This is a genomic window from Saccharothrix lopnurensis (assembly GCF_042658445.1).
Taxonomy (GTDB): domain Bacteria; phylum Actinomycetota; class Actinomycetes; order Mycobacteriales; family Pseudonocardiaceae; genus Actinosynnema; species Actinosynnema lopnurensis.
Map to the genome: position 1 here is coordinate 47,899 of NZ_JBHSQO010000042.1, position 23,862 is coordinate 71,760.

Annotated in this window: 3 protein-coding genes; all 3 read right to left on the reverse strand. The window is 75.7% G+C overall.

Going from position 1 to position 23,862, the window contains the following annotated elements:
• Positions 1-19 precede the first annotated feature (19 nt).
• Complete coding sequence (locus tag ACFP3R_RS29260; RefSeq protein ID WP_380640533.1) at positions 20-16,177, reverse strand: SDR family NAD(P)-dependent oxidoreductase; 16,158 nt, start codon at positions 16,175-16,177, stop codon at positions 20-22.
• 68 nt (positions 16,178-16,245) lie between these two features.
• Positions 16,246-21,081, reverse strand: a complete 4,836-nt coding sequence (locus tag ACFP3R_RS29265; RefSeq protein ID WP_417750602.1) for a type I polyketide synthase — start codon at positions 21,079-21,081, stop codon at positions 16,246-16,248.
• Positions 21,078-23,862, reverse strand: a 2,785-nt coding sequence (locus tag ACFP3R_RS37855; protein ID WP_417750603.1) for an SDR family NAD(P)-dependent oxidoreductase, incomplete at its 5' end; no start/stop codon positions are given. The genes ACFP3R_RS29265 and ACFP3R_RS37855, both read right to left, overlap by 4 nt.

Below are 23,862 nucleotides of genomic sequence, written 5' to 3' on the forward strand. Positions count from 1 at the left end.
GCTCGTCACAGCAGGCTCGTCACAGTCCGGTCAGCCACGCGCGCACGGCGGCCGCCGTGCTCTCGGCCGTGCTCTCCATCATCGTGAAGTGGTCACCGGGCACCTCCACCAGCTCGTGCGCGCCCGACCAGACCGCGCGCCACGTGCCGTCACCCTCCTCGCCCTCGATCGACTCCTGCGGCCGCACGAACAGCACGGGCGCGGCCAGGTCCTCGACCGGGCACTCGGTGAGCAGCTTGGAGTAGCGGCCCATGGCGGCCAGCCGGGCGCCGCTGAACTCGCCGAACTCCGACTCGCGGGCCAGCAGCGCGTCGAGCATGTGGGTGAAGAACCGCGTCGTGGTCGCCCCCGTGGTGGGGTAGGTGTCCAGCAGCGCGACACCGACCGGCCCGAGGCCCCGGCGCTCCAACAGCCCGGCCGCGGCGTGCGCGAACAGACCGCCCGAGGAGTACCCGGCCACCGCGTAGGGCCCCTGCTCCGCGATCGGGCGGATGGCCTCGGCGAAGTAGTCCACCGCGGCCGCCGCCGTGGCGGGCAGGCTCCCCGCCCGGTCGAAGCCGGGCGTCGGCAGCACCACCACGTCCAGCTCGTCGCGGAACCGCGCGGCCAGGCGGGCGTACTGCTGCGGCCCGCCCAGCGCCATCGGCGAGGCGAAGCACACCAGGGTCGGCGCGCCGGGGCCCCGGCTCAGCGTGACCGCGGGCGGGATCTCCCCCGCCTCGGCCGCCGTGGTGAACGACTCCAGCACGTCCGCCGCGGCGGTGATCAGGGCCAGGCCCTGAGCCGGTCGGCCGCTGCGCACGGCCTGGCGGAACAGCGCGCCGATCGTGTCCCGCTCGGCCTCGGCGCGCGGCGCCGGCGCGCCCTCGGCCGGGACCGCGGCCAGTTCGGCCCGCAGGTGCGCGGCCAACCGCTCGGACGTGTCGTGGTCGAACACCGCGGTGGTGGCCAACCTCAGGCCCGTGACCCCGTTGAGCGCGTTGCGCAGCTCCACGGCGGTCAGCGAGTCGAGGCCCAGCTCCACGAACGCCCGGTCGGCCTCCACCGCGCCGGCGCCGTCGTAGCCGAGCACCCCGGCGGCCGTGGCGCGCACGAGCTGCCGCAGCTCCTCGTCCTGCCCGGCGTCGTCCAGCCCGGCCAGGCGGCGGCGCAGCGCGGCCGGGTCGTCGGTGGCCGTCGCCGCGGTGCTCACCCGCGCGGCGGGCACCAGGCCGTTGAGGATCGGCGGCACCTGGCCGACGACCGCGCCCTTCAGGTCCAGCTTGACCGGCGCCAGCACGGCGTCGGGCAGCGCGCACGCCGCGTCGAACAGGGCCAGGCCCTCCGCCGCCGGCAGCGGTCGCACGCCGCCGCGCGCCATGCGGCCCCGGCCGGACTCGCCGAGCCCGCCGGTCATCGCGCTGTCCTCGGCCGCCCACAGGCCCCAGGCCAGCGACTGCGCGGGCAGGCCGCGGGCCTGCCGGTGCGCCGCCAGCGCGTCGAGGAACGCGTTGGCCGCCGCGTAGTTCGCCTGCCCCGCGCCGCCCAGCAGGCCGGCCGCGGAGGAGAACACCACGAACGCGGTCAGGTCGGGGTCCCCGGCGGTCAGCTCGTGCAGGTTGAGCACCGCGTCGACCTTGGGCCGCAGCACGGCGTCCACGCGCTCGGGCGTCAGCGAGGCCAGCACGCCGTCGTCGAGCACGCCCGCCGTGTGGACGACCGCGGTCACCGGGTGCTCGGCCAGCAGCGCGGCCAGCGCGTCCCGGTCGGCCACGTCGCACGCGGCCAGCTCGACGCGCGCGCCCAGCCCGGTCAGCTCCGCCACCAGCTCGGCGCCACCCGCGGCCGCCGCGCCGCGCCTGCTGACCAGCAGCAGGTCCCGCACGCCGTGCCCGGTCACCAGGTGCCGGGCCACCAGCCCGCCGAGCGCGCCCGTCGCGCCGGTCACCAGCACGCGCCCCTCGGGGCCGAACGCGCTGCCGGGCCGCTCGTCACCCGCGACCACGCGGGCCAGCCGCGCCGCGCGCACCTGCCCGCCGCGCACCACGACCTGCGGTTCACCGCCCGCGACGACCGCCGCGAGCACCTGCGCCGACTCGTCCTGCCCGTCCAGGTCCACCAGCACGACCCGGTCCGGGTTCTCCGACTGCGCGGACCGCACCAGGCCCCACACCGCCGCCGAGGCCGGGTCGTCACCGTCCTGCGCGCCGCGCGTCAGCACGACCAGCCTGGCCGCGCCGTAGCGCTCCTCGGCCAACCACGACTGGAGCGCCGCCAGCACCCGGTGCGCGGCCGTGCGCACGGTCGCCGCGTCGAGCGAGCCGGTCGGCGCGACCTGCACCAGCACCACCTCGGGCGCGCCGTCCACCAGGGTCTCGCCGAGCGCGGTGAGGTCGGCGTGCGCCTCGACCGCGTACCCGGCGGCCTTGAGCACGGTGCCCACGCCCAGGTCGTCGTCGCCCACCAGGGCCCAGCGGCCGGTGACCGGCGCGGTGGGCGCCGCGACCGGCACCCACTCCGGCCGGAACAGCGAGTCCGCGCGCCGCGCCGGCTGCCCGGCGAACGGGCGCAGGGTCAGCGAGCGCACCGTGGCCACCGGACGACCGGTCGGGTCGGCGAGGTCGAGCGACGCCTCGTCCCGGCCGGCACGGGTGATCCGCACCCGCAGGCCGGGCGCGCCGGCGGCGTGCAGGGTGACCCCGTTCCAGCCGAACGGCACGGCGGGCGGCTCGTCCGCGCCCCGGTCCAGGCCGATGGCCTGCACGGCGGCGTCCAGCGCGGCCGGGTGCACGCCGAACCGGAGGGCGTCGGCCGCCGCGTCCTCGGGCAGCACGATCTCGGCGAACAGCTCGCCGTCGCGCCGCCAGGCCCGGCGCAGGCCCTGGAACACCGGCCCGTAGTTCAGGCCCGCGTCCGCCATCTGCTCGTACAGGTCGTCGAACTCCAGCTCCTCCGCGCCGGCGGGCGGCCACTGGGTCAGCTCGACCCCGCTCCCGCCGTCGCCCGGGACGACCACGCCGGCGGCGTGCCTGGTCCACGGCGCGTCGTCGTCCGCGTCCTGCTCGCGGGCGTAGACGGCGACCGTGCGGGTGTTCCCGGAGGACGGCCCGGACACCGACACCTGCACGCTCACCCCGCCGTCCTCGGGCAGCAGCAGCGGCGTGTGGATGGTCAGCTCCTCCAGCTCGCCGCACCCGGCGCGGGCGCCCGCCTGGAGCGCCAGCTCCACCAGGCCCGCGCCGGGGAACACCACCACGCCGCCCAGGTCGTGGTCGACCAGCCAGGGGTGGGTGTGCCGGGAGAGGAGACCGGTGACGATCAGGCCGTCGGTGTCGGGCAGCGTGGTGGTGGCGACCAGCAGCGGGTGCTCGGCCGCGCGCAGGCCCGTGGAGGCCACGTCGCCCGCCTCGGTGGAGCCGTCCATCCAGTACCGACGCCGCTGGAACGCGTAGGTCGGCAGGTCCACCCGACCGGCGCCACGCCCGGCGAAGAACGCCGCCCAGTCCACGTCCGCGCCGGTCACGTGCAGCCGCGCCACCGCGAGCGCGGCGGTCGACGCCTCGTCCCGGTCCTTGCGCTGCGCGGCGACCAGCGTGGCCGCCGTGGCGTCCTGCGCCATGCCGGTGAGCACGCCGTCCGGGCCGACCTCCACGAACCGGGACACCCCGCGACCGGCCAGGTCACGCACACCGTCGTGGAACCGCACGGCCTGCCGCACGTGACGCACCCAGTAGTCCGCCGACACCAGGTCATCACCCTCGGCCAGGACCCCGGTCAGCGTGGACACGATCGCCACCCGCGGCTGGTAGAACGATATACCCGCCACCACCGCCCGGAACTCCTCCAGCATCGGCTCCATCAACGGCGAGTGGAACGCGTGCGACACCGCCAACCGCTTCACCCGACGACCCTTGAGCCGCGCCGACAGCTCCGCCACCGCGTCCTCGGCGCCCGAAACGACCACCGCGGTCGGCCCGTTGACCGCCGCCAAACCCACCCGATCGTTCAGCAGTAGAACGATTTCCTCTTCGGTCGCCTCCACCGCGAGCATCGCCCCACCCGAAGGCAGCGCCTGCATCAAACGGCCCCGAGCCGCCACCAACTTGCAGGCGTCCTCCAGCGAGAACACCCCCGCCACATGAGCCGCCGCGATCTCACCGATCGAATGACCAGCCAGGAAGTCCGGCCTCACACCCCAGGACTCCAACAACCGGAACAAGGCCACCTCGAAGGCGAACAACGCCGGCTGGCTGAACCCCGTCTGGTTCAACAACTCCTGATCATCACCGAACACGATGTCCTTCAGCGACCGCCCCAGCTCAACATCCATCAGGGCGCAGACCTGGTCGAACGTTTCACCGAAGACCGGGTAGGTGGTCGAGAGGTCCCGACCCATGCCGACCCGCTGCGAACCCTGACCCGTGAACAGGAACGCCAGCTTGCCCGGCGTCACCCGACCCCGGACCGACCCGGTCGCGTCGTCCACGAGGGCGCGCAGCCCGGCCACCAGCTCCTCGCGGTCGCGGCCGACCACCGCCGCGCGGTGCTCCAGCGCGGACCGGTGCAGCGCGGTGGCCCGTGCCACGTCCACCACGTCGTGCGTCCCGTCGAGCAGGAAGGACGCCATCCGCTCGGCCTGGGCCCGCAGGCCCTCGGCGGACCGCGCGGACACCAGCAGGGCGACCGGCTCGTCCGACTCGCGCCCCGCCACGGCCGGCGCCACGGGCGCCTGCTCGATGATCGTGTGGGCGTTGGTGCCGCTGATGCCGAACGACGACACGCCTGCCCGGCGCGGGCGCCCCCTCTCCGGCCACGGCACCGACTCCGTCAGCAGCGAGACGTTGCCCTCGGCCCAGTCCACGTGCGAGGACGGCTCGTCGACGTGCAGGGTCTTGGGGATGACGCCGTGCCGCATGGACATGACCATCTTGATGATCCCGGCGACACCGGCCGCCGCCTGCGTGTGGCCCATGTTCGACTTGATAGAGCCGAGCCAGAGCGGGGTCTCGCGGTCCTGGCCGTAGGTCGCCAACAGCGCCTGCGCCTCGATCGGGTCACCCAACGTCGTACCCGTACCGTGCGCCTCCACCGCATCAACATCAGACGGAGCAAGACCCGCATTCGCCAACGCCTGACGGATCACCCGCTGCTGCGACGGACCATTCGGCGCCGTCAACCCGTTCGACGCACCGTCCTGGTTCACCGCCGAACCGCGCACGACCGCGAGCACGTCGTGCCCGTTGCGCCGCGCGTCGGACAGCCGCTCCAGCACCAGCACGCCGACGCCCTCGCCCCAGCCCGTGCCGTTGGCCGAGTCGGAGAACGACTTGCAGCGGCCGTCCTCGGACAGCCCGCCCTGGCGGCTGAACTCCACGAACGTCTCGGGCGTGGCCATGACCGTGACCCCGCCGACGAGCGCGAGACCGCACTCGCCGGACCGCAGGGCCTGCGCCGCGAGGTGCAGCGCCACCAGGGACGAGGAGCACGCGGTGTCCACGGTGACCGCCGGGCCCTCCAGCCCGAAGGTGTAGGCGACGCGGCCGGACACCACGCTGCCGGCGTTGTGGCTGGTGATGTAGTCGTGGTACATCGTGCCGGCGAACACGCCGGTCTGGCTGCCGCGCAGCGACGCCGGGTCGATGCCCGCCCGCTCGAACGCCTCCCACGAGGTCTCCAGCAGCACGCGCTGCTGCGGGTCGAGCAGGACCGCCTCGCGCGGGGAGATGCCGAAGAACTCGGCGTCGAACTCGGCGGCGTCGTGCAGGAAGCCGCCCTGGTCGACGTAGGACGTGTCGGGCCGGGTGCGCGTGGGGTCGTAGAGCCGGCGCACGTCCCAGCCGCGGTCGACCGGGAACCCGCCGATCGCGTCGTTGCCCTCGGCCACCAGTCGCCACAGGTCCTCCGGCGACCGCACGCCACCGGGGTAGCGGCAGGCCATGCCGACGATGACCACGGGGTCGTCGTCCACGGCCTTGGCCTTCGCCACCACGACCTCGCCCCGGGAGCCGGTCAGCTCGCGGTGCACGTGCTCGGCCAGCGCGACCGGCGTCGGGTGGTCGAACACCAGGGTCGCGGGCAGCCGCAGGCCGGCCGCGGCGGACAGGGCGTTGCGGAACTCGACCGCGGTCAGCGAGTCGAAGCCCAGGTCCTGGAAGGCCCGGCCCGGGTCGACGGCGGCGGAGGTGGCGTGGCCCAGGACTGCGGCGATGTGCCCGGTCACCAGGTCCAGCACCGCTTCGCGGGCCTCGGCCTCGGGCAGGGCGGCCAGCCGGTCGCCCAGGCCGCCCGCGACGGGCGCCTTGGCGGCGGTGCGGCGGACCGGACCGGCCAGGCCGCGCAGCAGCGGGGACAGGGCGTCGCCCTGCTCGCGCAGGCCCGCCGGGTCGAGCTTGGCGGGCACCACCAGAGCCTCACCGGCGGCCAGCGCCGCGTCGAACAGCGCCAGGCCCTCCCGCTCGGTCAGCGGCAGCACGCCGCCCCGGGAGAGCCGGGCCAGGTCGTCGGCGTCGAGCGTGCCGGTCATCGCGCTGTCGTCCAGGCCCCACAGGCCCCACGCCATCGAGGTGGCGGGCAGGCCGGCGGCCCGGCGGTGCGCGGCGAGCGCGTCCAGGTAGGCGTTGGCCGCGGCGTAGTTGGCCTGGCCCGGCGCGCCCAGCACACCCGACAGGGACGAGAACACCACGAACGCCGACAGGTCGGAGGTCAACCGGTGCAGGTTCCACGCGGCGTCGACCTTGGGCCGCAGCACCGCGTCCACCCGCTCGGGGGTGAGGGCGGTGACCACGCCGTCGTCCAGCACACCGGCCACGTGCACCACCGCGGACACGTCCACCCCGGCCAACACCGGGGCCAACGCATCGCGGTCGGCCGCGTCACAGGCCACCAGCCGCACGGAGGCACCCGCGGCCTCCAGCTCCGCCACCAGCTCGGGACCACCCTCGGCCGCCGTGCCACGACGGCTGAGCAGCAGCAGGTCCCGCACCCCGCGCTCGACCACCAGGTGCCGGGACAGGACCCGGCCCAGCGCGCCGGTCGCACCGGTCACCACCACGGTGCCGTCACCGAACCCGGGGTCGGTCTCGTCGGTGCCGGTGGTCCGGGCCAGGCGCGCGGCGTGCGCGACCCCGCCCCGGAAGGCCACCTGCGGCTCACCGGAGGCCAGGGCCACCGGCAGCGCCGCGTCCAGCGCGGTGCCCTCGTCCAGGTCGACCAGCAGGAACAGGTCCGGGTTCTCCGCCTGCGCGGACCGCACCAGGCCCCACACCGCCGCGCCGACCAGGTCGGGCACTCCCCCGCCGCCGACCGGCACCGCGCCGCGCGTCACCACGACCAGGTGCGAGGCGGCGAAGCGGTCCTCGGCCAGCCAGCTCTGGAGCACCGCCAGCACCCGGTGCGCCTCGCCGTGCACCGCGGCCGGGTCCGTGCCCGCCTCCACGGGCAGCACCACCACCGCGGGCACGACGCCGCCGTTCACGGTGTCCCACTCGACCCAGGTGACCGGGTCGGCCGCCGGGAGGTCGAGCGGGGACCAGTCCACCCGGTACAGCGGGTCCCGGCGCACCGCCGCCCGCTGCCCCGTGCCGACCGGGCGCAGCGCCAGCGAGCCCACGGTCAGCACCGGGGTGCCGGCCGGGTCCGCGACGTCGAGCCGCACGCCCGCGCCGGTCGGCGCGACCCGCACCCGGACCGCCGAAGCGCCCGTGGCGTGCACCGCGACCCCGCTCCACGCGAAGGGCAGCGCGGCCTCCCGGCCGGCGTCACCGGCCAGCGCGATGGCGTGCAGGGCGGCGTCGAACAGCGCCGGGTGCACCTCGAACCCGTCGACCTCGACGTGCTCGGGCAGCACGACCTCGGCGAACACCTCGTCCCCGCGCTGCCAGGCCGCCTGGAGGCCCTGGAACACCGGGCCGTAGCCCAGGCCGGCGGCGGCGAAGCCCTCGTAGACGCCGTCGAGCGCGATCGGCTCGGCCCCGGCGGGCGGCCACTCGGTCAGGGCCGAGCCCTCGACCGGGCCTGCCGCCAGCACGCCGGTGGCGTGACCGGTCCACGGCTCACCGCCGGCCGCGTCGTCGCGGGAGTGCACGGCCACCGAGCGGCGCCCGCTCGCGTCCGGCGTGGCCACGGTCACCTGGACCTGCACCGAGCCGTGCTCGGGCAGCACCAGCGGGGCGGACAGCGTCAGCTCCTCCACGACGCCGCAGCCGACGCCCGCACCGGCGCGGGCGGCCAGCTCCACGAACCCCGTGCCGGGGAACAGGACCACGTCGCCCACGCGGTGGTCGGCCAGCCACGGGTGCGTGCGCAGCGACAACCTGCCGGTGAACACCACGCCCTCGGAGTCCGCCAGCGTCATCGCCGCGCCCAGCAGCGGGTGGTCGGTGGCGTCCATGCCCGCGCCGACCGGCTCACCGACGACGGCCGGGTCGTCCATCCAGAAGCGCTCGTGCTGGAACGCGTAGGTCGGCAGGTCGACCCGCCGCCCGCCGCGCCCGGCGAAGAACGCCGTCCAGTCGACCGGCACGCCGTGCGCGAACGCCTGCCCGACCGCCGTCGTCACCGCGACGACCTCGGCGCGGTCACGCCGCTGCGCGGCCACCAGCACGGCCGAGTCCACCGATTCCTGCGCCATGCCGGTGAGCACGCCGTCCGGGCCGACCTCCACGAACCGGGACACCCCGCGACCGGCCAGGTCACGCACACCGTCGTGGAACCGCACGGCCTGCCGCACGTGACGCACCCAGTAGTCCGCCGACACCAGGTCATCACCCTCGGCCAGGACCCCGGTCAGCGTGGACACGATCGCCACCCGCGGCTGGTAGAACGATATACCCGCCACCACCGCCCGGAACTCCTCCAGCATCGGCTCCATCAACGGCGAGTGGAACGCGTGCGACACCGCGAGCCGCTTGGTGCGCCGGCCCTCCAGCTTCGCCGCGAGCCCGTCCACCGCGTCCTCGGCACCCGAGACCACCACGGCGGTCGGCCCGTTGACGGCCGCCAAACCCACCCGGTCATCCAGCAGGGGAACGATCTCCTCTTCGGTCGCCTCCACCGCGAGCATCGCGCCACCGCTGGGCAGCGCCTGCATCAAGCGACCTCGGGCAGCGACCAGCTTGCAGGCGTCCTCCAGCGAGAACACCCCCGCCACATGAGCCGCCGCGATCTCACCGATCGAATGACCAGCCAGGAAGTCCGGCCTCACACCCCAGGACTCCAACAACCGGAACAAGGCCACCTCGAAGGCGAACAACGCCGGCTGGCTGAACCCCGTCTGGTTCAACAACTCCTGGTCGTCACCGAACACGATGTCCTTCAGCGACCGCCCCAGCTCAACATCCATCAGGGCGCAGACCTGGTCGAACGTTTCACCGAACACCGGGAAGGCATCCGACAGCTCACGACCCATGCCGACCCGCTGCGAACCCTGACCCGTGAACAGGAACGCCAGCTTGCCGTTGCCGGCCACACCGCGCGCCACGGCCGGTGACGCCGCGCCCGCGGCGAGCGCCCGCAGTCCGGCCAGCAGGCTGTCGCGGTCGTCGCCGACCACCACGGCGCGGTGCTCCAGCGCGGTCCGCCGGGTGGCCAGCGACCAGGCCAGGTCGGTCGGATCGACACCGTTCTCCACCAGGGGCAGCAGCCTCGCCGCCTGGGCGGGCAGCGCGCCCTCGGTGCGGGCGGACAGCACCCACGGCGCGGTGGCGGTCACGGTGACCGGCTCGACGCGCTCGACGTGCTCGGGCGCCTGCTCCAGGACCACGTGCGAGTTGGTGCCGCTGATGCCGAACGACGACACCCCGGCCCGGCGCGGACGCCCGACCTCGGGCCACGGCACGGCCTCGGTCAGCAGGGAGACGTTGCCCGCCTCCCAGTCCACGTGCGAGGACGGCTGGTCGACGTGCAGGGTCTTGGGGACGACGCCGTTGCGCATCGCCAGCACCATCTTGATCACGCCGGCCACGCCGGCGGCCGCCTGGGTGTGGCCCAGGTTGGACTTCACCGAGCCCAGCCACAGGGGCTCCTCGCGGTCCTGGCCGTAGGTCGCCAGCAGCGCCTGCGCCTCGATCGGGTCACCCAACGTCGTACCCGTACCGTGCGCCTCCACCGCATCAACATCAGACGGAGCAAGACCCGCATTCGCCAACGCCTGACGGATCACCCGCTGCTGCGACGGACCATTCGGCGCCGTCAACCCGTTCGACGCACCGTCCTGGTTCACCGCCGAACCCTTGACCAGGGCCAGCACCGGGTGCCCGTTGCGCCGCGCGTCCGACAGCCGCTCCAGCACCAGCACACCGACGCCCTCGGACCAGCCCGTGCCATCGGCGGCGTCCGCGAACGGCTTGCACCGGCCGTCCGGGGCCAGGCCGCGCTGGCGCGAGAACTCCACGAACGTCTCGGGCGTGGCCATCACGGTCACGCCGCCGGCCAGGGCGAGCGAGCACTCGCCCGACCGCAGGGCCTGCGCGGCGAGGTGGATCGCCACCAGCGACGACGAGCACGCGGTGTCCACCGACACCGCCGGGCCCTCGAAGCCGAAGGTGTAGGACACGCGGCCGGACACCACGCCGCCGGAGCTGTGACCGGTCACGTAGTCGTGGTACATGACGCCGGCGAACACACCGGTCGGGCTGCCCTTGAGGGCGGCCGGGTCGATGCCGCCGCGCTCGAACGCCTCCCAGGACGCCTCCAGCAGCAGCCGCTGCTGCGGGTCCATGATCACGGCCTCGCGCGGCGAGATGCCGAAGAAACCGGGGTCGAACAGCGCGGCGTCGTCGAGGAAGCCGCCCTCGGCCACGTAGGTGGTGTCGGGTCGCCGGGACTCGGGGTCGTGCAGCCTGGCCACGTTCCAGCCGCGGTCGACCGGGAACGCGCCGATGGCGTCGCGGCCCTCGGTCAGCAGCTGCCACAGGTCCTCCGGCGACCGCACGCCACCGGGGTAGCGGCAGGACATGGCCACGATGGCGATGGGGTCGTCGTCGGCGCGCTTGGCCGCCACGACCGCCTTGGCCGTGGCCGCCGACCCGGACAGTTCGGTGAGCAGGTGCTCGACCAGCACCAGCGGCGTCGGGTAGTCGAACACCAGCGTGGCGGGCAGCCGCAGGCCGGTCGCGGCGTTGAGGCCGTTGCGCAGCTCCACGGCGGTCAGCGAGTCGAACCCGAGGTCCTGGAACGCCCGCGCGGGGTCCACGTCGTCGGGCGAGCCGTGGCCGAGGACGGCCGCGACCCGGGCGCGCACGAGGGACAGCACCTCGGTGTGCCGCTCCTCCTCGGACAGCCCGGCGAGCCGGCCCGCCAGCTCGGAGGTGTCGGCGGCGGCGGTCGCGGCGGCGGCGCGCTTGGCGGGGCGGCGCACGAGGCCGTCGAACGCCAGCGGCGCGTGGTCGCCCAGCGCCCGCAGCGCGCGCAGGTCCAGCCGGGCCGCGACCACGGCCGCCGCGTCGGCGGACACGGCCGCGTCGAACAGCGCCATGCCCTCCTCGACGGTCAGCGGCAGCACGCCGTTGCGGGACATGCGGGCCTTGTCGCCGGCGTCGAGCGTGCCGGTCATGGCGCTCTCGACGTCCCAGAGGCCCCAGGCGATCGAGGTCGCCGGGAGACCGGCGGTCCGGCGGCGCGCGGCGAGCGCGTCCAGGTAGGCGTTCGCGGCGGCGTAGTTGGCCTGGCCCGGCGCGCCCAGCACCCCGGACATCGAGGAGAACACCACGAACGCGGACAGGCCGGAGGTCAGCTCGTGCAGGTTCCAGGCGGCGTCGACCTTGGGCCGCAGCACCGCGTCCACGCGGGCGGGGTCCAGCGCGGTGATCACGCCGTCGTCCACCACGCCGGCCACGTGCACGACCGCGGACACGTCCACCCCGGCCAACACCGGGGCCAACGCGTCACGGTCGGCCGCGTCGCACGCCACCAGCCGCACGGAGGCACCCGCGGCCTCCAGCTCCGCCACCAGCTCGGCACCGCCCTCGGCCGCCGTGCCACGACGGCTGAGCAGCAGCAGGTCCCGCACCCCGCGCTCGACCACCAGGTGCCGGGACAGGACCCGGCCGATGGAGCCGGTCGCGCCGGTCACCACCACGGTGCCGTCACCGAAGCCCACGGGCTCCGCGCCGTCGGCGGCGGTGGCCAGGCGGGCGGCGGTCACCGAGTCGCCGCGGCAGGCCAGCTGCGGTTCGCCGGAGGCCACCGCGATCGACAGCGCCCGCGCCAGGTCGGTGCCCTCGACGTCGAGCAGGGTGACCAGGTCGGGGTTCTCGGCCTGCGCGGACCGCACCAGGCCCCACACCGCCGCGCCCGCCAGGTCGGTGAGGTCGTCGCCGACCGCTCCCCCGGTCACGACGACCAGGCGCGAGGCGGCGAACCTCGACTCGGACACCCACGCCTGGAGCACGCCCAGCACGCGGTGCACCTCGGTGCGCACGGACCCCGGGTCCTCGCCGCCCTCCACGGGCAGCACCACCACGGCGGGCACGTCACCGCCGGCGGCCAGGGAGTCCCCACCCAGGGAGTCCCACTCGGTCCAGTCCACCTCGGGCAGGTCGAGCCCGGCGGTGTCGACGGGCTTCCAGCCCAGCACGCGCAGCGGGCTGCGACCGGCGGCGGCGGGGCGCTGGTCGGCGGTCGGCCGCAGCACCAGCGACTCGACCGAGGCCACCGGCGCGCCGGTCGGGTCGGCCACCTCGACGGCCACCCCGCCCGCGCCCGCCGGGGACAGCCGGACGCGCAGGGCGGCGGCGCCCGCGGCGTGCACGGTCACCCCGGTCCAGGAGAACGGCAGGCCGCGGTGCTCGTCCAGGCCGCTCAGGCCCAGCGCGTGCAGCGCGGCGTCCAGCGCGGCGGGGTGCAGGCCGAAGCGCTCCGCGTCGGCCGCGTCGGGCAGCGCCACCTCGGCGAACAGCTCGTCGCCACGCCGCCACGCGGCGCGCAGGCCGCGGAACGCGGGACCGTAGTCCAGGCCGCCCTCGGTCAGGCGGTCGTACAGGCCGTCCAGCGGCAGGGCCTCGGCCCCGGCGGGCGGCCACTGCGCCAGGTCGAACCCGGCGCGCGGGCGGCCCGCGGCGAGCCGGCCGGTGGCGTGCGTGGTCCACGGCGCGTCGACGCCGCCGTCCTCGTCGCGCGAGTACACCTCGAACGGGCGCACGCCGGTCGCGTCGGGCGTGCCGACCACGAGCTGGAGCTGCACCGCGCCCTGCTCGGGCAGCACCAGCGGGGTGGCCAGGGTCAGCTCGTCGACCACGCCGCAGCCGACGTCCTCGCCGACCCGGGCGGCCAGCTCGACGAAGCCCGTGCCGGGGAAGAACACCGAGCCGCCCACGCGGTGGTCGCCCAGCCACGGGTGCGACCGCAGCGACAGCCGGCCGGTGAAGACCACCCCGTCGGAGTTCGCCAGCGTCATCGCCGCGCCGAGCAGCGGGTGGTCGGTGGCGTCCAGGCCGGCGGAGGACACGTCGCCCACCGCCGAGGACGACTCGATCCAGTACCGCTCGCGCTGGAACGCGTAGGTCGGCAGCTCCACGCGGTGCGTGGCGCGCCCGGCGAACACCGCCGCCCAGTCGATCGGCTCACCGGCGACGTGCGCCTGCGCCAGCGCGGTGACCAGCGCGGTCACCTCGTCGCGGTCGCGGCGCTGGGTGGCCACGAGCACGGCCGAGTCGACCGACTCCTGCGCCATGCCGGTCAGCACGCCGTCCGGGCCGACCTCCACGAACCGCGAGACGCCCTGGGCGGCGAGGAACTCCACGCCGTCGTGGAACCGCACGGCCTGCCGGACGTGGCGCACCCAGTAGTCGGCCGAGCCCAGCTCCGCGGCGGACGCGAGCGCCCCGGTCACGGTCGACACCACGGCCAACTCGGGCTGGTGGAACGAGATACCCGCCGCCACCGCGCGGAACTCCTCCAGCATCGGCTCCATGAGCGGCGAGTGGAACGCGTGCGAGACGGCCAGCCGCTTCATGCGGCGACCTTCGAGCCGCGCCGCCACCTCCTCCACGGGCTCGGCGGCACCGGAGAGCACCACCGACGTCGGTCCGTTCACCGCCGCCAGGCCCACCTGGTCGGTCAGGAACGGCCGAACCTCGTCCTCGGTCGCCTGAACGGCCAGCATCGCGCCACCCGAGGGCAGCGCCTGCATCAACCGGCCACGCGCGGCAACCAGCTTGCAGGCGTCCTCCAGCGAGAACACCCCCGCCACATGAGCCGCCGCGATCTCACCGATCGAGTGACCAGCCAGGAAGTCCGGCCTCACACCCCAGGACTCCAACAACCGGAACAGCGACACCTCGAACGCGAACAACGCCGGCTGACTGAACCCCGTCTGGTTCAACAACTCCTGGTCATCGCCGAACACGATGTCCTTGAGCGATCGTCCCAGCTCGACGTCCATCAGGGCGCAGACCTGGTCGAACGTCTCACCGAACACCGGGAACCCGGCGTGCAGGCGGCGGCCCATGCCGACCCGCTGCGAACCCTGGCCGGTGAACAGGAAAGCCGACCGACCACCGCCTGCCACGCCGCGCACCACGGCCGCCCCGTGCTCGCGCAGCTGCGCGAGCGCGTCGGCGGTGTCGGTGGCCAGCACCACGGCCCGGTGCTCCATCGGAGCACGCGTGGTCGCCAGTGCGGCGGCCACGTCCACGACCGAGGTCCCGGCGCCCGACACCCCGACATCCAACACCCCGGCGCCCGACACCTCGGCGCCCAACACCCCGGCGAGCCGCTCCTCCTGCGCCGCGAGACCGGCCGCCGTGCGGCCGGACACCAGCCACGGCACGGGCGCGCCCTCGGGCCACCCGGCGCCCGCCGCCGGCTCGGCGTCGGGCTCGGCCTGCTCCAGGATGATGTGCCCGTTGGTGCCGCTCACGCCGAACGCCGAGACCGCCGCCCGCCGGGGCCGGTCCACCTCCGGCCAGGGGCGCGTCCCGGTCAGCAGCTCGATGTGCCCGGACGACCAGTCCACGTGCGTGGACGGCGTCCCCACGTGCAGCGACCGGGGCATCACGCCGTGCCGGATCGCCATCACGGCCTTGATCACGCCGCTGACCGCCGCCGACGCCTGGGCGTGGCCGATGTTGGACTTGATCGACCCCAGCCACAACGGGCGGTCGGCCGAGCGCTCGCGGCCGTAGGTGGCCAGCAGCGCCTGCGCCTCGATCGGGTCGCCCAGCGTGGTGCCCGTGCCGTGCGCCTCGACGAGGTCCACCTCGGTGGACGACAGGCCGGCGTTGGCCAGCGCCTGGAGGATGACCCGCTGCTGCGACGGCCCGTTGGGCGCGGTCAGCCCGTTGGACGCGCCGTCCTGGTTGAGCGCGGAGCCGCGCACCACGGCCAGCACCTCGTGCCCGTTGCGGCGGGCGTCGGACAGCCGCTCCAGCAGGACCATGCCGACGCCCTCGCCCCAGCCGGTGCCGTCGGCGTCCTCGGAGAACGGCTTGCACCGGCCGTCCGGGGCCAGGCCGCGCTGCCGGGAGAACGCGACGAACGCGCCGGGCGTGGACATGACCGTCACGCCGCCCGCGAGCGCGAGCGAGCACTCGCGCTGGCGCAGCGCCTGGGCGGCCAGGTGGATCGCGACCAGCGCCGAGGAGCACGCGGTGTTGATGGTGAGCGAGGGGCCCTCCAGCCCGAGGGCGTAGGACACCCGGCCGGAGATCACCGCCGAGGTGCTGCCGGTGCTCATGTACGCCTCGACGGCCTCGGGCAGGTCGGTCAGCCGGTCCCAGTAGTCCTGGCCGCCGCAGCCGACGTAGACGCCCACGGGCTTGCCGCGCAGCGCGTCGGGGTTGATGCCGGCGCGCTCCACGGTCTCCCAGGCGGTCTCCAGCACGATCCGCTGCTGCGGGTCCATGGCCAGCGCCTCGCGCGGGCTGATGCCGAAGAACCCGGCGTCGAAGTCGGCCACGTCGTGCACGAAGCCGCCCTGGTGCACGTAGCTCGACCCGGAGCGGTCGGGGTCCGGGTCGAACAGCGCGTCGGTGTCCCAGCCCCGGTCGGTCGGGAAGTCGCCGATGGCGTCACCGCCCTCCGCGACCAGCCGCCACAGGTCCTCCGGCGACCGCACCCCGCCGGGGTAGCGGCACCCCATCGCGACGATCGCGATCGGCTCCTGCTCGTCGGACTCGGCCTCGCGCAGGCGCTGGCGCGTCTGGTGGAGGTCGGCCGTCACCTTCTTGAGGTAGTCGAGGAGCTTCTCTTCGTTCGCCATCGTTGTGCCTCACCAAGTCTGCCGTGCCGGAGGGGAGTGACGCCCAGGGGACCCAGGCTGGGTGAACTTCAGGCCATGCCCAGTTCGCGGTCGATGAAGTCGAAGACGTCGTCCGCGGACGCGCTTTCCAGCCGGTCGGCCACCGCCGCGGGCGCGTCGCCCGCCACGGTCTGCGCGAGCCGGTTCAGCAGGTTCTGCAACCGGGTGGTGAGGTGGCCGGCCTCGATCTCCGCCGGCCCGAGGTTCGCCGCGGCGACCTCCAGCCGGTCCAGCTCGGCCAGCACGGAGCCCACGGGCGCCTCGCCCTCGCCGACGAGTTCGGTGTGCAGGAGGGTGACCAGGGCGCTCGGCGTCGGGTGGTCGAACACCAGGGTCGCGGGCAGCCGCACGCCGGTCGCGCCGGTCAGCGCGTTGCGCAGCTCCACCGCGGTTACCGAGTCGAAGCCCAGGTCCTTGAACGCCCGGTTGGGCTCCACCGCGTCCGCGCCGGTGTAGCCGAGCACCGAGGCCACGTGCGTGCGCACGAGGTCGAGCAGCAGCGCGCGGCGTTCGCCGTCGGGCAGGCCCGCGAGCTTCGCGGCCAGGTCGCCGTCCGCCGCGGAGTCGTCGTCGGCGGCGGCGGGTTCCAGCGCCGCCCGCGCCTCCGGCACGGTGCCGATGAGCGGGCGGGCGCGGGACAGCGCGTAGGTGGGCGCGAACCGCGCCCAGTCCAGGTCGGCGACGACCACGTGGCCCTCGCCGCGGTCCAGCACGCCCTGGAGCGCGGAGACCGCGAGCCGCGGCTCCATCACGCCCACGCCGAGCCGGGCCAGGTGCTCGCCCGCCTCGCCGGAGGCCATGCCGTCACCGCCCCAGGAGCCCCAGGCCACCGAGGTGCCCGCCAGGCCGCGGGCGCGGCGGCCGCGCACGACCCCGTCGACCACGGCGTTGGCCGCCGCGTACCCGGTCTGCCCGCCCGAGCCCCACACCGCCGCGCCGGAGGAGAACACCACGAACGCGTCCAGCTCCCGGCCCGCCAGCAGCTCGTCCAGGTGCAGCGCGCCCACGACCTTGGCGTGCCCGATCCCGGCGAAGTCGGCCAGCGACACGTCGTCCAGCCCGGACTCGCGGTGCATGGTGCCGGCGGCGTGGAAGACCGCCGTCAGGTCCGGCAGCGACCCCAGCAGCCCCCGCAGGGCCTCCCGGTCGGTCACGTCGCAGGCCACGACCTCGACCTTGCCGCCCAGCTCCGCGCACAGCTCCGCCGCGCCGGGCGCGTCCGGGCCGCGCCGCGAGGTCAGCACGACCCGCTCCGCGCCGCCCGCGACGAGCCAGCGGGCCAGGTGCGCGCCGACGCCGCCCGTGCCGCCGGTCACCAGGACCGTGCCGCGCGGTCGCCACCGGCTGTTCGCCGGGCCCGCGGGGGCGCGGACCAGGCGCCGCGCCAGCACGCCCGCCGGCCGCAGCGCCACCTGGTCCTCGTCCCCGGCGTCCAGCACGCCGACGAGCCGTTCCACCACGAGGTCGTCCACGTCGACCGGCAGGTCCACCAGGCCGCCCCAGGAGCCGGGCCGGTCCAGGCCGAGCACCGTGCCCATACCCCACAGCGCGGCCTGGTGCGGGTCGGCGACCTCCTCGAAGTCGTCCACCGCCACGCCCGCGCAGGTGCCGAACCACAGCGGCGCGGCAACGCCGGCGTCGTCCAGCCCCTGCACCAGCACGACCGAGGCCGCCACCCCGCGCGAGAGCGACGGGAACAGCGGGTGCGGCCGGGCGTCCAGGCCCAGCAGGGACAGCACGCCGTCGGGGGTGGTGTCGCCCAGCGCCGCGCGCACCCGCCCGGCCACGACCTCGCGGTCCAGGTCCTCCACCTCGACCCGCAGCACGTCCGCGCCGCGCGAGGCGAACCCGTCCGCGACGACCGTGACGCGCTTGTCGTCGCGCAGGGACTCCGGCACCACCAGCAGCCACGAGCCGGGGAAGACCACCGGCACGTCCGCCTCGACCGGCCGCCACTCGACCCGGTAGCGCCAGGAGTCCACGGTGGAGTCCTCGCGCAGCCGCGAGCGCCACGTGCCCAGCGCGGGCAGCACCTGCCGCAGCGCCTGCTCGTCCACCGCCAGGTCGGTCGCCAGCGACTCCAGGCCGCCGTCCTCCACCGCGGCCCAGAACGCCGCGTCGGCGGGGTCGGCGGGCCCGGTGGCTGGCTGCTCGGTGAGCCAGAAGTGCTGCCGGCGGAACGCGTAGGTGGGCAGCGGGACCCGCGCGCCGGCGGGCAGCAGCGTGGTGAAGTCCGGGCTGACGCCGCGCACGTGCAGCTCCGCCAGGGAGCGGGCGAACCGGGCCGGGCCGCCCTCCTCGCGGCGCAGCGTGCCGACCACGGCGGTCGGCTGCTCGCGGTCGTCCAGCGTCTCCTGGATGCTCATGGCCAGCACCGGGTGCGGGCTGACCTCGACGAACGCCGCGTGCCCGCGCTCGGCGAGGGTGCGGATGGCCGGCTCGAACGCGACCGTGGTGCGCAGGTTGGTGTACCAGTAGCGGGCGTCCAGGGCGGCGTCCGCCACCCACTCGCCGGTGACCGTGGACAGCATCGGCACCTCGCCCGCGCGGGGCCCGACCGGCGCGAGGTCGGCCAGCAGCCGCTGCTCGATCGAGCCGACCTGCGCGGAGTGCGAGGCGTAGTCGACGTTCACGCGCTTGGCGCGGACGTCCAGCGCGGTCAGGGTCTCGACCAGCTCGTCCAGCGCCCCGGGCTCGCCGGAGACGACGACGGAGGCGGCGCCGTTGACCGCGGCGACCGAGATGCGCTCGCCCCACGGCTCCAGGTGCGGCCGGACCGCGTCGACCGACAGGCCCACCGACACCATGCCGCCGTGCCCGGCCAGGTGCTCGCGGATGGCGCGGCTGCGCAGCGCCACCACCCGCGCGCCGTCGAGCAGCGACAGGTGGCCGCCCACGACGGCGGCGGCGATCTCGCCCTGCGAGTGGCCCACGACCGCGTCCGGGGTGATGCCGTGGTGGCGCCACAGCGCGGTGAGCGACACCATGACCGCCCACAGCACCGGCTGGACCACGTCCACGCGCTCCAGCGACGGCGCGCCCGCCGCGCCCCGGGCCACCGCGACCAGGTCCCAGTCGACGAAGGCCGACAGCGCCTCGGCGCACTCGGCCATGCGGGCGGCGAACACCGGCGAGGCGTCCAGCAGCCCGGCGGCCATGCCCACCCACTGCGCGCCCTGGCCGGGGTAGACGAACACGGTCTTGCCCGCCACGTCGGCCACGCCCGTGACGACCTGGCCGGCGGGCCGGCCCAGCGCGAGCGCGGAGACGCCGGCGACCAGCGCGTCCCGGTCCTCCCCCAGCACCACGGCGCGGTGCTCGAACGCCGAGCGCGTGGTGGCCAGGGACCAGCCCAGGTCGCGCGCCGACAGCTCGGGGCGCCGGACCAGGTGGTCGGCCAGCCGCGCGGCCTGCGCCTCGAGCGCGTCGCCGGTACGGCCGGACAGCACCCACGGCACCACGCCCGGCAGCCCGGTCCCCTGTTCGGCGGCCTCCCGCCCGGCGGGGTCCACCGGCGGGGCCTGCTCCAGCACGACGTGCGCGTTGGTGCCGCTGATGCCGAACGACGAGATCCCGGCCCGGCGCGGACGGCCGGTCTCGGGCCACGGCACGGACTCGGTCAGCAGGGCCACCTCGCCCTTGCTCCAGTCGACCTCGGGCGTCGGCGCGTCGACGTGCAGGGTGCGCGGCAGCACGCCGTGGCGCATCGCCAGCACCATCTTGATCACGCCCGCGACGCCCGCGGCGGCCTGCGAGTGACCGATGTTGGACTTCAGCGAGCCCAGCCACAGCGGCTGCTCGCGGTCCTGCCCGTAGGTCGCCAGCACGGCCTGGGCCTCGATCGGGTCGCCCAGGCGGGTGCCGGTGCCGTGCGCCTCGACCGCGTCCACCTCGGCCGGGGCCAGGCCCGCGTCGGCCAGGGCGGCGCGGATGACGCGGCGCTGCGACGGACCGTTGGGCGCGGTGATGCCGTTGGACGCGCCGTCCTGGTTCACCGCCGAGCCGCGCACCACGGCCAGCACCTCGTGCCCGTGGCGCAGCGCGTCGGACAGCCGCTCCAGCACCACCACGCCGGCGCCCTCGGACCAGCCAGCGCCGTCGGCGGCGGCGGCGAAGGACTTGCACCGGCCATCGCCGGCCAGCGCCCGCTGCCGGGAGAACTCCAGGAACGTGGCGGGCGTGGAGATCACCGTGGCCCCGCCGGCCAGCGCCAGCGACGCCTGGCCCGAGCGCAGCGCCTGGCACGCCAGGTGCAGCGCCACCAGCGACGACGAGCAGCCCGTGTCGACGGTCAGCGCGGGCCCCTCCAGGCCCAGGTGGTAGGCCACCCGGCCGGAGACCAGGCTGCCGGAGCCGTAGCTGTTGGGGTAGTCGTGGTAGACCACGCCCGCGTACACGGCGGTCGGGGTGCCCTTGAGCGCGGCCGGGTCGATGCCCGCGTGCTCCAGCGCCTCCCACGCGGTCTCCAGCAGCACGCGCTGCTGGGGGTCCATCTCGGTGGCCTCGCGGGGGCTGATGCCGAAGAAGCCGGGGTCGAACTCGGGCGCGTCGTGCAGGAAGCCGCCGCGCCGGACGTAGGTCGTGCCGGGGTGCTCCGGGTCCGGGTGGTAGAGCCCGTCCACGTCCCAGCCCCGGTCGGCCGGCATGTCCGAGGTCGCGTCGGCGCCGGAGCGCAGCAGCTCCCACAGGTCGTCGGGAGAGGCCACCCCGCCCGGGTAGCGGCAGCCCAGGCCGACCACGGCGATGGGCTCGGACGCCCGGTCCCGCAGTTCGCGCAGCTCCCGGCTGGTCTCGTGCAGGTCGGTCGTCACCCGGCGCAGGTACTCGCGGAGCTTAGCTTCGTTGGACATCGAACCACCGTTCACGAGTTGCCGAGCCTGTCGTCGATGAACCGGAAGAGGTCGTCGTCGCTGCCCGCCTCCAGCAGGTCGGCGACGCTCACCTCGCCCTCGGGGCGCGCACCGCCGGTGGCCAGCGCCAGCAGGGTCTTGAGCCGATCGGCCACTTCGGTGCGCACGTCCTCGGCCAGGCCGCCGGCGACCGCCGCCTCCAGCCGGTCGAGGTCGTCGAGCACCGGGGCGCCGGTCGCGGGCGCGAGCTCCAGCCGCAGCTGCTCGGCCAGCACGGTCGGGTTGGGGTGGTCGAAGACCAGGGTCGCGGGCAACCGCAGCCCGGTCTCCGCGGCCAGCGCGTTGCGCAGCTCCACGGCCGTCAGCGAGTCGAAGCCGGACTCGCTGAACGCCCGCTCCGGGTCCACGGCGTCGGCGCTCGCGTGCCCGAGCACGACCGCGACCTGCGCCCGCACCAGGTCCAGCAGCAGGGCGCGCTGGTCGACCTCGGTCAGGTTCGACAGCCGCGCGGTCAGGTCGGTCGGGTCGACGGCCTCGGCCGGCCCGGTGTCCTCGCGCAGCGCGGCCCGCGCCTCGGGCACGGTGTCCAGCAGCGGCCGGGGCCGCGACAGCGCGTAGGCCGGGGCGAACTTCGCCCAGTCGACGTCGGCGACCACGGTGTGCGCCTCGTCCCGGTCCAGCACGCCCTGGAGCGCGGAGACCGCGAGCGCGGGGTCCATCAGGCCGAGGCCCAGTCGGGCCAGCTGGGCGGTGGCGTCGCCGGAGGCCATGCCGCCGCCGCCCCACGAGCCCCAGGCCACCGAGGTGCCCGCCAGGCCGCGGGACCGGCGGTGCCGGACCAGGGAGTCCACCACGGTGTTCCCGCCGGCGTAGCCGAGCTGGCCGCCCGAGCCCCACACCGCCGCACCGGAGGAGAACACCACGAACGCGTCCAGCTCCCGGTCCGCCAGCAGCTCGTCCAGGTACAGCGCGCCCGCCACCTTGGCGTGGCCGACCTCGGCGAACTCGGCCAGGGAGACGTCGTCGATGCCGGACTCGCGGTGCATGACCCCGGCCGCGTGGAACACCGACCGCAGGTCGGGCAGCGAGCCCAGCAGCGCCGCCAGGGCGTCGCGGTCGGCCACGTCGCAGGCCACGACCTCGGCCTTGCCGCCCAGCTCCGCGCACAGCTCGGCCGCGCCGGGGGCCGCCGGGCCGCGCCGCGAGGTCAGCACCACGTGCTCGGCGCCCCGGTCGACGAGCCAGCGGGCCAGGTGCGCGCCGACGCCGCCCGTGCCGCCGGTCACCAGGACCGTGCCGCGCGGCCGCCACTCGCCGCCTGCCGGCACGCCCGGGGCCCGCACGAGCCGGCGGCCGAAGACGCCGGACAGCCGGACGGCCACCTGGTCCTCGACGCCGCCGGTCAGCACGCCGGCGAGCCGGTCGAGCACCCGCGGGTCGGTGGTGCGGGCGGGTTCGGCGGGCAGGTCCACGACCCCGCCCCAGGTGCGCGGCCGGTCCAGGCCGAGCACCGTGCCGATGCCCCACAGGGAGGTCTGGAGCAGGCCGCCGGGCTGGTCGAACCGGTCCACGGCCACCGCGCCCACGGTGGCGAACCACACCGGCGCGGTCACGCCCGCGTCGTCCAGGCCCTGCACGAGCGCCACGGACGCGGCCACGCCGCTCGACAGCGACACCGACAGCGGGTGCGGCCGCTCGTCCACGGCCAGCAGGGACAGCACGCCGACCGGGGTGGCGTCGCCCAGGGCGGCGTCGCCCAGGGCGGCGCGTACCGCCGCCGCGATCCCGGCCCGGTCGGGCGCGGTCACCGCCACGGGCACCACGTCCGCGCCGCGCGCGGCCAGGCCGTCGGCGATCGCGCCCACCCGGTCGTCCCCGGAGGCCAGCACCGGCGCCACCACGAGCCAGGTGCCGGACAGCAGGCCCGGCTCCTCGGGCACCGACCGCCACTCGACCCGGTAGCGCCAGGAGTCCACGGTGGACTCGTCGTGCAGGCGGTTGCGCCAGGACGACAGCGCCGGCAGCACCTCGCCCAGCGCGGCCACGTCCACCGCGAGGTCGGTCGCCAGCGACTCCAGGCCGCCCTGCTCGACCGCGGCCCAGAACGCGGTGTCCGCGGCGTTGGCGCCGGTCGCGGCGGGCACCGCGGCCTCCGGCGCGTCGATCCAGTACCGCTCGTGCTGGAACGCGTAGGTCGGCAGGTCGACCCGCCGGGCGCCGCGCCCGGCGAAGAACGCCGCCCAGTCGACCGGCACGCCGTGCGCGAACGCCTGGCCGACGGCCGTGGTCAGCGCCACCACCTCGGCGCGGTCGCGGCGCTGGGTGGCCACCAGCGCGCCGTCCACCCGCGCCATGCCGGTGAGCACGCCGTCCGGGCCGACCTCCAGGAAGCGGGTCACGCCCTGCGCCGCCAGCGCGGTCACGCCGTCGTGGAACCGGACGGCCTCGCGCACGTGCCGGACCCAGTAGTCGGCGGTGGCCGGGTCGCCGGGCGCGGTGGGCACCACGGGGATCGCCGGCGGGTGGAACACCACCCCCGAGACGACCTCGCGGAACTCCGCCAGCATCGGCTCCATCAGCGGCGAGTGGAACGCGTGCGACACCGCCAGCCGCTTCATCCGACGACCCTCGAACTTCACCGCCAGCTCGTCCACGGCGTCGGCGGCACCGGACACGACCACCGCGGTGGGCCCGTTGACCGCCGCCAGGTCGACCGGGCCGTCCAGCAGCGGCAGGACCTCCTCCTCGGTGGCCTCGATCGCGAGCATCGCGCCACCGCTGGGCAGCGCCTGCATC